The following is a 13,276-nucleotide window of genomic DNA, read 5'->3' as shown; positions in this document are numbered from 1 at the left end:
CCGCCAGGGAACCAACGGCCCCTGTCCAACGTTCGGACACGGACGAAAGTTTGTGAATCCCTTCACATGGTCGACGGGGCAAAAGTTGGCCATGTAGGGCCGTTTTCCTCTGGTCGACCCGTTTCGAGACGGTCCCCGCCTTCGAAAACCACGGTCGTCGACAAGCCGAGGTGGAGATCACATTGCGCCGTCCCCGCACCCCTCGGGCAGGATCGACGCAGGTCACCGGGACCGAGTCGCCGGGTGCCAGGGTCGGATGGATCCTCCCCGACCGCCCACCGTGCACAAATGCACAAGCAAAAGGACGAAGGGTACCAGACGGCCCCTTCGGTACTGCGCGCGGCCTCGAAGCACCGGCGACTTCGATCGGTGGATACTTCCAAACATGAGCAACACGGATCGCCCTCGCATCCTCATCGTCGGCGGCGGCTACGTTGGTCTGTACGCCGCGCAGCGCATCCTCAAGAAGATGCGCTTCGGCGAAGCGACCGTCACGGTCGTCGACCCGCGGTCGTACATGACCTACCAGCCCTTCCTCCCGGAAGCGGCCGCCGGCAGCATCTCACCGCGCCATGTCGTGGTGCCGCTGCGCCGTGTCCTGCCCAACGCCGAGATCGTCAACGGCCGGGTCACCTCCGTCGACCACGACCGCAAGGTGGCCCTCGTCGAGCCGCTGGCCGGCGAGTCCTACGAACTCGGCTTCGACTACATCGTCATCGCGCTCGGCTCCATATCGCGAACCTTCCCCATTCCCGGCCTCGCCGAGAACGGCATCGGTCTCAAGACCATCGAAGAAGCCATCGCACTGCGCAACCACGTGCTCGGGCAGCTCGACCTGGCCGACTCCACCACCGACGAGGACATCCGCCGCAAGGCGCTGACGTTCTGCTTCGTCGGCGGCGGCTTCGCCGGTATCGAGGCGCTGGCCGAGGTCGAGGACATGGCCCGCGACGCGGTGCGCTACTACAAGAACCTCAAGCGCGAGGACATGCGCTTCGTGATGGTGGAGGCGGCCAACCGCATCCTCCCCGAGGTCGGTCCCGAGCTCGGCGCGTGGACGCTGGAGCGGCTCAAGAGCCGGGACATCGAGTTCCACCTGGAGACCTCGCTCAAGTCGTGCGTCGACAAGCACTGCGTGCTCTCGAACGACATCGAGTTCGACGCCTCGACGATCCTGTGGACCGCGGGCGTCAAGCCCAACCCGGTGCTGTCGGAGTACGGTCTGCCGCTCGGCCCGCGCGGCCACGTCGACACCCGCACCACCCTCCAGGTGGTCGGCATGGACAACGTGTTCGCCGCCGGCGACAACGCGCAGGTGCCGGACCTGGCCGTGGGCGAGGGCGCCTGGTGCCCGCCGAACGCGCAGCACGCGCTGCGGCAGGCCCGGGTCCTGGGCGACAACGTCGTCTCGGTGATGCGTGGCTTCCCGCCGCAGGAGTACAAGCACAAGAACCTCGGCGCGGTGGCCGGCCTCGGTCTGCACAAGGGCGTCGCCGTGATGTTCGGCCGGTTCAAGCTCAAGGGTCTGCCGGCCTGGCTGTTCCACCGCACCTACCACGGTGCGATGGTGCCGACGTTCAACCGCAAGTTCCGGGTCTTCGCCGACTGGACGCTGTCGGCGTTCTTCCGGCGCGAGATCGTCTCGCTCGGCGCGATGGAGCACCCGCGCGACGAGTTCGCCGAGGCGGCGCTGCCCGCGCCTCGGCCGGCCGCCGAGTCCGTGGCCAAGTCGTAGGTCGTAGGTCGTTCGCGACGAAGCCCGGTACGCCCTGTGCGTACCGGGCTTCGTCGCGTTCCCTCGGTCAGCTCGTGCGCTGTGCCTCGAAGCGCTTCATGCGTTCCAGGACCAGATCGGCGGTCGGCGCGGTCATCTCGTCGACGATCCGGCCGTCGGCCAGGAACACCACGCGGTCCGCGTAGGAGGCCGCGTTCGGGTCGTGGGTGACCATCACGATGGTCTGGCCCAGGTCGTAGACGCTGCTGCGGAGGAAGCCCAACACCTCGGCGCCGGAGCGCGAGTCGAGGTTGCCGGTCGGTTCGTCGGCGAAGATGATCTGCGGTTTGCTCGCCAGCGCGCGGGCGCACGCGACACGCTGTTGCTGGCCGCCGGACAACTCGGTCGGTCGGTGCCTGAGCCGGTCGCGCAGCCCGACGGTCTCGATCACGTGGTCGAGCCAGGCCTTGTCCGGCTTGACCCCCGCGATGTCCATCGGGAGCGTGATGTTCTCCAGCGCGGTGAGCGTGGGCAGCAGGTTGAACGACTGGAAGACGAAACCGACCTTTTCCCGGCGGAGCAGGGTGAGCTGTTTGTCGTTCAGCGCGGACAGCTCCGCGTCGCCGAGCCGCACCGAGCCGGCCGTGATCGAGTCGAGCCCCGCCATGCAGTGCATCAGCGTGGACTTGCCCGACCCGGAGGGCCCCATGATCGCGGTGTACTCCGCGCGCCGGAAGCCGACCGAGACGCCGTCGAGCGCGATCACCCGCGTTTCGCCCTCGCCGTAGACCTTGGTCAGGTCGGTGGCGACGGCGGCGAGCGCGCCGTGCGTCCCGACTCCCGCGATGGGTTCGGTGGCGGTCACAGGAGACCTCTTTCCTTGGATTTTTCCTTGGATTCGCCGGGCGACGGAAGGGTTCCGATTCGTGCTGCCTACCCACGCTTCCACAAGATTGCGCATGATCCAGGACGTCTGATCACACTTACTCACGCTTCATCGGTTTCGCTCACACATGGTCGAAATCGATCGTGCCAAGCGGCGCCGACGGGGGCCTCGCGCCCCTCCCGCAGCCTCCCGCCGGCCGGCCGGAAATGAGACTCCCGACGGGGCCGCAGGTGCCGGGCAACCGCGGCCGAATGCGGTATATCCCCTGATCAGGCGCCTCAAAGCGCCCATTCGGCATCATCCGTGCGGCATCGGGACGGGTTGCCTTCGGTCGCTCTCCGCGATCGAACGGGTCGCCGCGAGCCGTTCACGGAGCCGCGAAAAACAGGGGGTCAACCCGGTGCGCCGGGGCCGCTACGCTCAGCATCGCCCCCGGATGGTGGAACGCAGACACGAGGAGCTTAAACCTCCTTGGCCGCAAGGTCGTGCGGGTTCGAGTCCCGCTCCGGGGACCAGATGATCATGGCTCTGACCTGCGGGAAGGCCATTTTCAAGATCGCTGCCGTTGACAGAAGTGCGGGTCTGTCAACGGACGAGCGAACGAAGATCATTCACCGTCACCCCCTGTGCACCGGTCGGAACTGCGGTTCCGAATGTGAAGATGACGTTCTCATCGATAGAAATTGCGATCGGACCCATCGGCCGGGCTATCGCATGCCGCCGCGTCGGGTGGTTACGGCGTCCGTGTACGGCTCGGTGGTCAACGCATCGTTACCGACACCCCGCCCCGCCAGTACCTCGCGCACCGCCGCCCATGCCGCCGCGACCCGGTCGTCGGACTCGACGAGGGTTTCGACATCGACCCGTGGGCCCTTGTACGTCATCGACGAGGTGCTCTCGGCTCCGGGTACGGTCCTGATCCGCACTCGTGAACAGCGCAGGGTGTTCCCGCGCGTACAGCGATCGGCTTCGTGATGGATTCCATCCGACTTTTCATGCCCGGACAGTGACCACGGGCACAAATCGCGTGTCCGACGACGTTGAAAGGGAAGGATGGAGCCCCCGAGACCTTTACTCGGGGATTACTCTTTTAAGCCACGACCCCCACCCGGGGGCATGGAGGAGATGACATGAGGAGCAGCAACCCGGTGCTCACGCGGCGGGGGGCGTTCGAGACCGGCCGGCAGCAGCAGGCCGGCTACGGAGCGCCGCAGCCCGGGCCGCAGGGCGCCCCGTTCGGTGGGCCGCAGCAGCCGCCGATGCAACCGATGACCCCCGAGCAGCTTCAGGAGATGTACCGGGCGCAGTCCGCCGGTCCGCTCCAGACCGGCCGGATGACGATCGACGACGTGGTCGCGCGTACCGCGATGACGTTGTTGACGGTCGTCGTCACCGGTGCGCTGTCGTGGGCCTTCCTGCCGTTCGAGAACTTCGGCTGGGCGATCGGCGCCGCGTTCGCGGCGTTCGTCGTCGCGATGGTCGTGACCTTCAAGCGGGAGATCAGCCCGGCCCTGGTGCTGACCTACGCCGCGCTCGAGGGTGTGTTCCTGGGTGCGATCAGCCACGCGTTCGAGCAGCGGTACAGCGGCATCGTGGTCCAGGCCGTCCTCGGCACGGCCGCCGTGTTCGTCGGCATGCTTGTCGCGTACAAGTCCGGCTGGGTCAAGGTGACGAGCCGCTACGCGCGCATCGGCCTCGCGATCGCGATCGGGTTCGTCACGCTCATGCTCGTCAACGGACTGGCGATCCTGATCGCCGGCGGCGACGGCCTCGGCCTGCGCAGTGGTCCGCTGGGCATCGTGATGGGCATCCTCGGCATCCTCATCGGTGCGTTCTTCCTGTCCCTCGACTTCAACGAGATCGAGCAACTGGCCGCCCAGGGCGTGCCGGAGAAGGAGGCGTGGCGGTCGGCGTTCGGCCTGACCGTGACCCTCGTGTGGATCTACATGGAGGTCCTGCGCCTGCTGTCGATCCTGCGGGACTGACGCGGGTGACGGGCCTCGGCCCGAACACGCGAAAGCGGCGGTGCTCCCACTCGGGGGCACCGCCGCTTTCGCGTTCGCGGGATCGGCGGAGGGTGTGCGGCGGACGTGGCGCGTGCGCGCAATCAGGGTGCCGGGGGTCTTCGACGGGGGGCCGACAGCGGATCGGCCGCGGGTCGGCGGATCAGCTGACTCCGCCCGGCGCGTGCCGGCGGCGCTCGTGTTCGCGGACGATGGCGAGGGCGTGGCCGTGTCCGAGGTTGTGCTCGCCCTGGAGCCAGGAGACCCGGTCCTCGAACCGGGAGAAGGCCGGACCGGCCTCGATCTCCCGGAACCATTCGGGGAGTTCGCGGCCGGTGCAGGCGGGCACCCGGGCCACGAGGTTGCGGTGGGTCTCTTCGGAGAAGTGCAAGGACATAAGCGCCTCCGGTGAGCGTTCCGTTACCCGAGCGTGCATGACGGGCGAACGGTTGGCAAGCGGTCGAAGCCGGCCCACGCGCGGTGCGCGCGCTGGGTACGCTCCGGTTATGTCGTCCCGCATCCCCATCCCGCCGGTCGGGAAACCGTCCGTTTCCCTCACGGTCGATCTGGGCCCGTTCGTCAAGGAGTCCGGTGCGGTCGCCGACCGGCTCCGCCACCTGTCCGAGGCCCGGCTCAAGGCCCCGCTGACCGCCCGTCAGGAGGGCGCGCCGAGCCGGGCGGGCGCGGCGCTCGCGCTGGCGCAGTGCCTGGCCGATCTGGCCGCCGCGGTGGAGGGCGAGCCCCGGCGCGAGGTGCCGGATCTGGGGGTGTTCGTGGTCGGCGACCAGATCGCGGTGACCTCGGGGGACCTGGCCGCGGCGTTGGAGCCGTTGACCGAGGAGCACCCGCTGGGCCTGGACGACGGCGAGCCGGCGACGGCGGGCGATGTGGTGCGCCGGGCCCGGGAGATGGTCCGGGAGTTGGCTGCGGCGATCTGAGGCTCGGGCGCGGCGCCGGCTATGCCGGTGGGCGGACGTACAGACGGTCCGCGAGGGCGTAGGTGGTGTCCTCGTCCAGGCCGAAGGTCAGCGTCCAGCCGCCGCCGATCTCCGAGGTGCCGAGCAGTCGGACCGGGCGGCCCAGGGACAGTGCGATCTCGATCAGCGTGGTGGCCTCCGGGTCGCCGGGCATCACCACCAGCGAGCTGCCGTCGGCGAAGTCGAGGACGTCCAGGCCGCCGGCGCCGGTGGGCGATCCGGTGCGCACGTGCGTGACCGGGGTGCCGCCGGCGACCAGGCCGGTGAGGTAGCCGGCGGTCAGGTGGGTGGGCAGCAGCGGGGTCAGGTTCTCCGAGGGGTGCGGGCGGCGGGCGCCGTCCTCGTCCGACTCGGGGCGGTCGTCCGGGAGGTCGTCGCGTCCGGGCCCCGGCACGGTCAGCGCCGGCCGCTCCGACTCGCGGCTGCGGAAGAGGTGGTCGACGAACGCCTGGTCCCACACCTCGGCGCCGGCCCGGGCCCGGTGGCGTCGGACCAACCGCCGCACGACGGTGGTCACCGCGACGGCGCACGCCGCGGTGAGCAGGACGGGGACGATGTAGACGTTCGGCATGATCCGCAACCCTCGGCCGACCCGGAGAACCCTTCCCCTCCAGGGTCGCGCCGTCGCCGCCTTGCCGCCAGGGCGCGACGTCCCGACGGGATGGGACCTCGGACCCACGCGGGCGCGGCGTCCGGGTCACCCCGCGCGGCCCGCCCGGGGTGGCCCGGACCGGCCGCGCGGCTCGTCGGTGCGACCGACGTGTGTGTACGGGTCAGCTCATGCGCTCCAGCACCATGGCCATGCCCATGCCGCCGCCGACGCACATGGTCTCCAGGCCCCACTGCTTGTCGTGCCGGCGCAGCGAGTTGATCAGCGTGCTGGTGATCCGCGCGCCGGTCATGCCGAACGGGTGGCCGATCGCGATCGCGCCGCCGTTGACGTTCACCTTGTCCAGGTCGAAGCCCAGGTCCCGGTAGGAGGGGATGACCTGCGCGGCGAACGCCTCGTTGATCTCGACCAGGTCGATGTCGGCGGAGGTCAGGCCGGCGCGGGCCATCGCGATCCGCGAGGCCTCGACCGGGCCGTAGCCCATGATCTCGGGCGACAGGCCGGACACGGCGGTGGAGACGATCCGGGCGAGCGGGGTCAGGCCCAGTTCGCGGGCCTTGGTGTCGGACATCACGATCACCGCGGCGGCGCCGTCGTTGAGCGGGCACGCGTTGCCGGCGGTGATCGTGCCGTCCGGGCGGAAGACCGGCTTGAGGCCGGAGACGCCTTCGAGCGTGGTGCCCGCGCGCGGGCCGTCGTCCTTGCTCACCACGGTGCCGTCGGCCAGGGTCACCGGAGTGATGTCCTCGGCCCAGAAGCCGTCGGCGATCGCCTTCTCGGTGAGGTTTTGCGAACGCACCGCGAACTCGTCCTGCTCGGCGCGCGAGATGCCCTTGTGCTGGGCCAGGTTCTCCGCGGTGAAGCCCATCCCGATGTAGACGTCGGGGAGCAGGCCGGCCTCGCGCGGGTCGGTCCAGGTCGAGCCCTCTTCGACGGCCGCGACGGTGCGGGCCGCGGCGTCGGCGAAGAGCGGGTTCTTGGTGTCCGGGATCGAGTCGCTGCTGCCCTTGCCCCGGGTGCTGGTGACCATCTCGACGCCGGCGGAGATGTACGCGTCGCCCTCGCCCGCGCGGATCGCGTGCATCGCCATCCGGGTGGTCTGCAGCGAGGAGGAGCAGTAGCGGGTGATCGTGGTTCCGGGCAGGTGGTCGTAGCCGAGCAGGACCGCGACGTTGCGGCCCATGTTGAAGCCCTGCTCGCCGCCCGGCAGGCCGCAGCCCAGCATCAGGTCGTCGATGTCCTTCGGGTCGAGCGCCGGGACCTTGTCCAGGGCGGCGCGGACCATCAGGGCGGTCAGGTCGTCCGCCCGCAGGTCCTTCAGCGAACCCTTGAAGGCGCGGCCGATCGGGGAACGGGCGGTGGCGACGATGACTGCTTCGGGCATCGGGACTCCTATGTGGTCTTCGCGGCCGTCGGTACGAGGACCCCGCGAGGACTCTCGTCGGTACGGATGCGCAACTGACGCTTGAAGTTACTGCCTGGTAGCCGAAAGCGGGAGGGGTGGATCGTGCGACCTGTCCCACGCCCGAACTGACGGCCAGTCAGATTTCCTTCGCCACATTACCCCGGACGTCCTCGAATGGGCTCGATGGATTCGACCCGGGGTTCGATGGACCCGACCCGCCGTCCGCCCCGGACCGCCCGCCGTCCGTGCCGGACCCCTCGGCGGCCTCGGCAGGGCCCTCCGGATCCACCGTGGCGGGCGTCGGGATCTGCTGCCGCCGACGGTGCCGAAGCAGCGCCCAGCGACCGCGCGGGCCACGTTCGCGACCACCCACGTCGGTGCCGGCCACCTCGGTGCCGCCCTCGGCCGCCGCCTCGATCGCGGCCTGCGCGATGGGCAGCACACCCTCGCCGCGGAAGCTGTCCGGGCGCACCTCGTCCAGCGGCCACAGGTCGAGCGCGGCGCACAACGACGGCAGCGAGGCCATCGCGGCGGTGGCGTAGCCCTCGACCGAGGGGTGGAAACGATCCGGGCCGAACATCGCCTTGGGGCGGGCCAGGAACTCCGGCCCGAGCAGCGCGCCGAGCGAGACGGTACGCCCGCCCGCCTCGACCACCGCGATGGTCTGCGCGGCGGCCAGATTGCGGCTCCACTGCCGGGCCAGGTAGCGCAGCGGCTGCGCGATCGGCTCGATCGTGCCCAGGTCGGGGCAGGTGGCCACGACCACCTCGACGCCGGAGGCGATCAGGCGGCGGGTGGCCTGTTCGAGGTGGCGCACCGACTCGGCGGGGCGCATCCGGTGGGTGACGTCGTTGGCGCCGATCATGATCATCGCCACGTCGAGCTCGTGCCGCAGGGCGAGCGTGACCTGGCGCTCCAGGTCCGAGGACTGGGCACCGGACAGCGCGACGTTGACCAGTCGCACCGGCTGTTCGGCGACCGCGGCCAGGCCGGAGGCGAGCAGTGCGCCGGGAGTTTGCATGGGGTCCTCGACGCCGAGGCCGGCGGCGGTGGAGTCGCCGATCATGGCGAACACGATCGGCTCGTCGGGCTGATCGCCGTACTCGCCGTAGACACCGTCCGCGGTCGGCGGTTCGCCGTCGGGCTCGCCCACCGTGCGGCGGGCCATCTTCGCCTCGGTGTACAACACCGCGAACATCGCCCCGGTCAGCACGCCCACACCGCCGCCGCCGAACGCCGCGGCGGCGGCGACCCGGCGGGCCATCCGGGTGCGCATCATCGCCGTGCTCCGCGGCCTGTCGTCGTGTCCAAGGCCTCGGTCTCCTCCCCGTCACGGACTCCACGCCGACCCTAACCGACCGTCAGGTTCGTCGGCGGGTACCGGGCGGCGCGCCGGCGCGGGCGCGTTGGACCGGGCCCGCGCGGCCGCGGGTCGCGGAATGGGAACGCGTGTTCGCGCGGGTCGGCCCGGCCGGCCGCCCGGGAGATCGAAAGGGGCCACTAGGCTGGGAGAAGTTCGCGCAATGTGAGGATTTCGGGCCATCCGGCCCCGGCTGATGCGCACTCATGGCGGAGGTTCCGTGCGGTACCACGAATCCATGCTCGACCTGATCGGGGACACCCCCCTCGTCAAGCTCAACTCCGTCACCTCGGGGTTGTCGGCAACGGTCCTGGCGAAGGTCGAATACTTCAACCCCGGCGGCTCGGTGAAGGACCGCATCGCCGTGCGGATGATCGACGCGGCCGAGCAGTCGGGCGCGCTGCGTCCCGGCGGCGTGATCGTCGAGCCCACCTCCGGCAACACCGGCGTCGGGCTCGCCATGGTCGCGCAGCAGCGCGGATACAAGTGTGTGTTCGTCTGCCCGGACAAGGTCAGCATGGACAAGATCAACGTGATGCGGGCGTACGGAGCCGAGGTGGTGGTCTGCCCGACCGCCGTCGACCCCGAGCACCCCGACTCGTACTACAACGTCTCGGACCGGCTGGTGCGCGAGACGCCCGGCGCGTGGAAGCCCGACCAGTACTCCAACCCGGAGAACCCGCAGTCGCACTACCTCTCCACCGGCCCCGAGCTGTGGGAGCAGACCGACGGCCGGATCACCTGCTTCGTGGCGGGCGTCGGCACCGGCGGCACCATCTCCGGGACGGGGCGGTTCCTCAAGGAGGTCTCCAACGGCGGCGTGCGGGTGGTCGGCGCCGACCCCGAGGGCTCGGTGTACTCCGGCGGCAGCGGCCGGCCCTACCTGGTCGAGGGTGTGGGTGAGGACTTCTGGCCCACCGCGTACGACAGCGCGGTGCCGGACGAGATCATCGCGGTGTCCGACCGGGACTCGTTCCTGATGACCCGTCGGCTCGCCCGCGAGGAGGGCCTGCTCGTCGGCGGCTCGTGCGGGATGGCCGTGGTCGCGGCGCTGCGCGCGGCCGAGCGGCTGGGTCCCGACGACGTGGTCGTGGTGCTGCTGCCCGACTCCGGGCGCGGCTACCTGAGCAAGATCTTCAACGACGAGTGGATGGCCGACTACGGCTTCCTGGACGCGGACCAGGGCGAGGCCACCGTGGCCGACATCCTCACCCGCAAGCAGGGTGACCTGCCGGCCCTCGTGCACGTGCACCCGGAGGAAACGGTCGGCGATTCGATCGCGGTCCTGCGCGAGTTCGGGGTCAGCCAGATGCCGGTGGTCAAGCCCGGCGCCGGGCACCCCGACGTGATGGCCGCCGAGGTGGTCGGCTCGATCGCCGAGCGCGACCTGCTGGACGCGCTGGTGGCCGGGCGGGCGTCGGCGGGCGACCCGTTGGAGAAGTTCATGTCGGCGCCGATGCCGGTGATCGGCTCCGGCGAGCCGATCGCGCGGCTCGCGCGGGTCCTCGAGCAGGCCGACGCGGCGCTGGTGCTGGTGCACGGCAAGCCGCAGGGTGTGGTCACCCGGCAGGACCTGCTCGGCCACCTGGCGGGCTGAGTCGCCCGCGTTTCGCCACCGGGGCACGACGTCATCGGATCGGTTCACCGAGGACACGTTCACGTAGTCGACGCGTAACACCGTCTCGACACCGTGGGGGTTCGACGGGGACGGATCGCGAGGACCGCCCCGGTGGCGAAGGGCGGTGCGGTGATGGAGACGACGACTGCGGCGATTCGGGGTCGGGCCAGGCTCACCATGGTGGGCGGGGGCGGCGTGGGCGAGTGGCCCGCGCGGGTACGGGTGCGCACGGCCCGGATCGAGGATGTCGCCGAGGTCCGCGCGATGCACGAGCGGTGCTCGCCGGAGACCCGGCGATTGCGCTACTTCACCTCGACGCCGCGATTGCCGGACAGCGCCCTGGGCAAGCTGCTCGCGCCGGCCGACGGGCTGAGCCTGGTGGCGATCGGCCCCGACGGGGCGATCGGCGCGCTGGCCACGCTGTTCCACCCCGAGGGGGAGCGGATGGGAGAGGTGGCGCTCCTGGTCGAGGACGGATGGCAGCGGCACGGTCTCGGCACGGCGCTGCTGCGCTCGCTGGCGGAGCACGCGGCGGCGCGCGGGGCGACCGGGCTGCGGGCGCACGTACTGCCGTGGAACCGGCGGATGCTCGCCCTGTTCGAGCGGGCCGGGCTGGTCGGCAGGTGCGGCTACGAGGACGGCGTGGTGCTGGTGGAGGCGGAGCTGCCGGCGGCGGGGGCGCTCTCGACGGAGCGGTGCGCGTAAGCGGGGTGGCGTCCCGGGGGGAGCGGCGCGCCAGGGGTGGCCGGAAGGGTGGCCGCGAACTGCTCGTTTGCCTCTGAGGCAAGTTAATTGCCTCTCCGGTCCATGCCTGCCTAGTCTCGAAGCATGGTCGCTCCTCCAAGTTACGACACCGGCGATCCCGACCCGGAACCCGCCGGTGCGGAATCCGCCGAGGCGGTGCCGACCGGGCTCGGTGATCGACTGCGCGCGGCCCGGCTGGCGAACGGTTTCAAGCTCGACGAGGCCGCCCGGCTGACCAGGCTCTCCGTCGCCTACCTCTCCCGGCTCGAACACGAGCGCCGGCAACCCTCGTTGCCCGCGCTGCTCACCCTGGCCCGGGTGTACAACACCACCGTCTCCGAACTGCTCGGCGAGGACGCCGCGGCGACCGAGCCCGTGGTGCGCGCCCGTGCGGCCGAGCCGGTCGAGGCGCACGGCTGGACCTACTGGCGCGTGGGCAGCCCGCGACGCGGCATGCAGGCGCTGCGGGTCCGGGTGCCGGCGGGGCGGGCGGACGGGCCCGGCCGGGTGCATCCGGGCGAGGAGTGGCTGTACGTCCTGAGCGGGCAGCTGCGGCTGACCCTGGACGGGGCGACCCACCTGCTCGCGCCCGGCGACGTGGCGCACTTCGACTCGGGCCTCGCGCACCGCATGGAATCGGCCGACGCGTACCTGCCCGTCGAGTTCCTGATGGTCCACGCGGCGCCCGCGCTGGTCGCGTTCTCGCCGTGCCTTCCCGCCCACATATGAGGAGTTCGCCGTGATGGAGAGCGAGAAGAGCCGGGCGACCGGGATGTGGATCCGGATCGCGATCTACATCCTCGGATTCTCCGTGGTCTTCGGGGCGCTGATGGTCACCGCCGTGACGTACGGCCACCGCTGAGCGCACGGGGCGTCGCCCCGACGCGCCGGCGCGCCGGCGCGCGGCGCGTCAGCACGCCGGGGGTCGGTCGTGGGCCCGTAGGCTCGCGCCCATGGAAAACCCGACTTCCTCCGAGTCCACGACCCGCTACATCCGGCTCAACCTCGAAATCGTGCTCGAGGTCACCGACGCGGACGCGCTGCGCGCCGCCGCGTTGGACAGCGTCAAGGCCGACGAAGAACTGTCGTCCGGCGACCGAGCCGACGCCATGGCCGCGATCGAGAGCGACCTGGCCGAGTCCGTCTCGTACCTGATCGACCCGTTCAGCCTGGTCGAGGAGATCGCCGGCACCGAACTGAGCGAGGCCGGCTGGCAGTCCGAGGGCGCCGAGTACCTGCCCGAGGACGACGACGAGGACGACGAGGACGCCTGACGCGTCCCGGGACACCCTGTTCCGTCCCGGCTGCCTCGGCCTCCGATTCCCACGCGCCCCGACCCGCGCACCGAGTCCTCCGTCCCCGCGCCCCGCAAAGCCCCGGCTTCGCGGGGCGCAGTCCGTTGCCGCTCGACCGCGTGGTGCGCCGATCGTCGCGTGTGCGCCCCTCGGGGTGGGTGGTGCGCCGGCGCCCGGCACCGGCGTACGGCGCAAGCGGGTGTCCTCGTAGGGGTGAATCGGCGGCGAACCGGGCGGTGGGGCGTTGCCGATCGATGTGGGCTTCGTTGTCCCACGTGCCGCATCCGTTCGTGCGGCACTGTGACATGGAGGAAGAATGAACACGGTCAAGAAGGCGGCCTTCATCACCGTCGCCGCCGGTGGCATCCTCGCCGCGGGCATCGGTGGGGCCAGCGCCAGCTCCGAGGCGGACGGTGCCGCCGTCAACTCCCCGGGTGTCGCCTCGGGCAACAACATCCAGGTCCCGGTGCACATCCCGGTCAACCTGTGCGGCAACAGCATCAACGTCGTCGGCCTGGTGAACCCGGCGTTCGGCAACACCTGCATCAACGCCGGCTGAACCTTCGCACCATCGCGGTGGGCGCTGTACGGGGCAACCGGTCCCGGAACGGCGCCCTCTGGCGTTTTCGGGCCGGTCCCGGGTGCCGCGCGGGTCGCGTCGACC

General features: G+C 70.7%; 15 protein-coding genes and 1 tRNA gene. 10 read left to right on the top strand and 6 right to left on the bottom strand.

Annotated elements, in window-relative coordinates:
- Nucleotides 1-385: 385 nt before the first annotated feature.
- Nucleotides 386-1,735, top strand: a complete 1,350-nt coding sequence (locus ACWGR4_RS45655) for an NAD(P)/FAD-dependent oxidoreductase (protein ID WP_380014148.1) — start codon at nt 386-388, stop codon at nt 1,733-1,735.
- Nucleotides 1,736-1,802: 67 nt separating this feature from the next.
- On the opposite strand, the gene ACWGR4_RS45650 is transcribed toward ACWGR4_RS45655, so the two are convergent.
- Nucleotides 1,803-2,579, bottom strand: a complete 777-nt coding sequence (locus ACWGR4_RS45650; RefSeq protein WP_452133777.1) for an ABC transporter ATP-binding protein — start codon at nt 2,577-2,579, stop codon at nt 1,803-1,805.
- Nucleotides 2,580-3,030: 451 nt separating this feature from the next.
- Between ACWGR4_RS45650 and ACWGR4_RS45645 the strand changes: the two genes are divergently transcribed.
- Nucleotides 3,031-3,115: transfer RNA gene (locus ACWGR4_RS45645), tRNA-Leu, on the top strand.
- Between the two features lie 192 nt (nt 3,116-3,307).
- Here the strand turns inward: ACWGR4_RS45645 and ACWGR4_RS45640 are convergent.
- Entirely contained in the window at nt 3,308-3,526 is a 219-nt protein-coding gene (locus ACWGR4_RS45640; RefSeq protein WP_452133776.1) for a hypothetical protein, read from the bottom strand.
- Between the two features lie 204 nt (nt 3,527-3,730).
- Between ACWGR4_RS45640 and ACWGR4_RS45635 the strand changes: the two genes are divergently transcribed.
- Nucleotides 3,731-4,585: a Bax inhibitor-1/YccA family protein gene (locus ACWGR4_RS45635; RefSeq protein ID WP_380014157.1), complete on the top strand. Its 855-nt coding sequence runs from the start codon at nt 3,731-3,733 to the stop codon at nt 4,583-4,585.
- 181 nt (nt 4,586-4,766) lie between these two features.
- On the opposite strand, the gene ACWGR4_RS45630 is transcribed toward ACWGR4_RS45635, so the two are convergent.
- Nucleotides 4,767-5,000 carry a DUF4287 domain-containing protein gene (locus tag ACWGR4_RS45630; RefSeq protein WP_078975854.1) on the bottom strand — a complete coding sequence of 78 codons (234 nt, stop codon included), beginning with the start codon at nt 4,998-5,000 and terminating at the stop codon, nt 4,767-4,769.
- A 109-nt stretch (nt 5,001-5,109) separates the two neighbouring features.
- On the opposite strand from ACWGR4_RS45630, the gene ACWGR4_RS45625 reads away from it, so the two are divergent.
- Nucleotides 5,110-5,541, top strand: coding sequence for a hypothetical protein (locus ACWGR4_RS45625; protein WP_380014160.1), 432 nt, complete (start codon nt 5,110-5,112; stop codon nt 5,539-5,541).
- A 19-nt stretch (nt 5,542-5,560) separates the two neighbouring features.
- Here ACWGR4_RS45625 and ACWGR4_RS45620 read toward each other — a convergent pair whose 3' ends face one another.
- From ACWGR4_RS45620 to ACWGR4_RS45610, 3 genes are all read right to left on the bottom strand, one after another.
- Entirely contained in the window at nt 5,561-6,151 is a 591-nt protein-coding gene (locus ACWGR4_RS45620) for a hypothetical protein (protein WP_380014163.1), read from the bottom strand.
- Nucleotides 6,152-6,353: 202 nt separating this feature from the next.
- On the bottom strand, nt 6,354-7,574 hold the full coding sequence (locus ACWGR4_RS45615; RefSeq protein WP_380014166.1) for an acetyl-CoA C-acetyltransferase: 1,221 nt from the start codon (nt 7,572-7,574) through the stop codon (nt 6,354-6,356).
- 157 nt (nt 7,575-7,731) lie between these two features.
- Nucleotides 7,732-8,874, bottom strand: coding sequence for an SGNH/GDSL hydrolase family protein (locus ACWGR4_RS45610; protein WP_380014169.1), 1,143 nt, complete (start codon nt 8,872-8,874; stop codon nt 7,732-7,734).
- Between the two features lie 301 nt (nt 8,875-9,175).
- On the opposite strand from ACWGR4_RS45610, the gene ACWGR4_RS45605 reads away from it, so the two are divergent.
- From ACWGR4_RS45605 to ACWGR4_RS45580, 6 genes are all read left to right on the top strand, one after another.
- A complete protein-coding gene (locus ACWGR4_RS45605) occupies nt 9,176-10,552 on the top strand; it encodes a cystathionine beta-synthase (protein WP_452133775.1) in 1,377 nt (458 codons plus the stop codon).
- A 153-nt stretch (nt 10,553-10,705) separates the two neighbouring features.
- Nucleotides 10,706-11,278 (top strand): GNAT family N-acetyltransferase, encoded by a 573-nt coding sequence (locus tag ACWGR4_RS45600; RefSeq protein ID WP_380014175.1) that lies wholly within the window; start codon nt 10,706-10,708, stop codon nt 11,276-11,278.
- Nucleotides 11,279-11,401: 123 nt separating this feature from the next.
- Nucleotides 11,402-12,046 (top strand): helix-turn-helix domain-containing protein, encoded by a 645-nt coding sequence (locus tag ACWGR4_RS45595; protein ID WP_380014178.1) that lies wholly within the window; start codon nt 11,402-11,404, stop codon nt 12,044-12,046.
- Nucleotides 12,047-12,056: 10 nt separating this feature from the next.
- Entirely contained in the window at nt 12,057-12,179 is a 123-nt protein-coding gene (locus ACWGR4_RS45590) for a hypothetical protein (protein WP_380014181.1), read from the top strand.
- 91 nt (nt 12,180-12,270) lie between these two features.
- Entirely contained in the window at nt 12,271-12,591 is a 321-nt protein-coding gene (locus ACWGR4_RS45585) for a hypothetical protein (protein WP_078975846.1), read from the top strand.
- A 337-nt stretch (nt 12,592-12,928) separates the two neighbouring features.
- Nucleotides 12,929-13,171 (top strand): chaplin, encoded by a 243-nt coding sequence (locus ACWGR4_RS45580; RefSeq protein WP_380014184.1) that lies wholly within the window; start codon nt 12,929-12,931, stop codon nt 13,169-13,171.
- Nucleotides 13,172-13,276: the final 105 nt, after the last annotated feature.

The sequence above is a fragment of the Embleya sp. NPDC055664 genome (assembly GCF_053618075.1).
The sequence above is the reverse complement of the archived record's forward strand: the minus strand, read 5'-3'. Positions and strand labels throughout refer to the sequence as shown.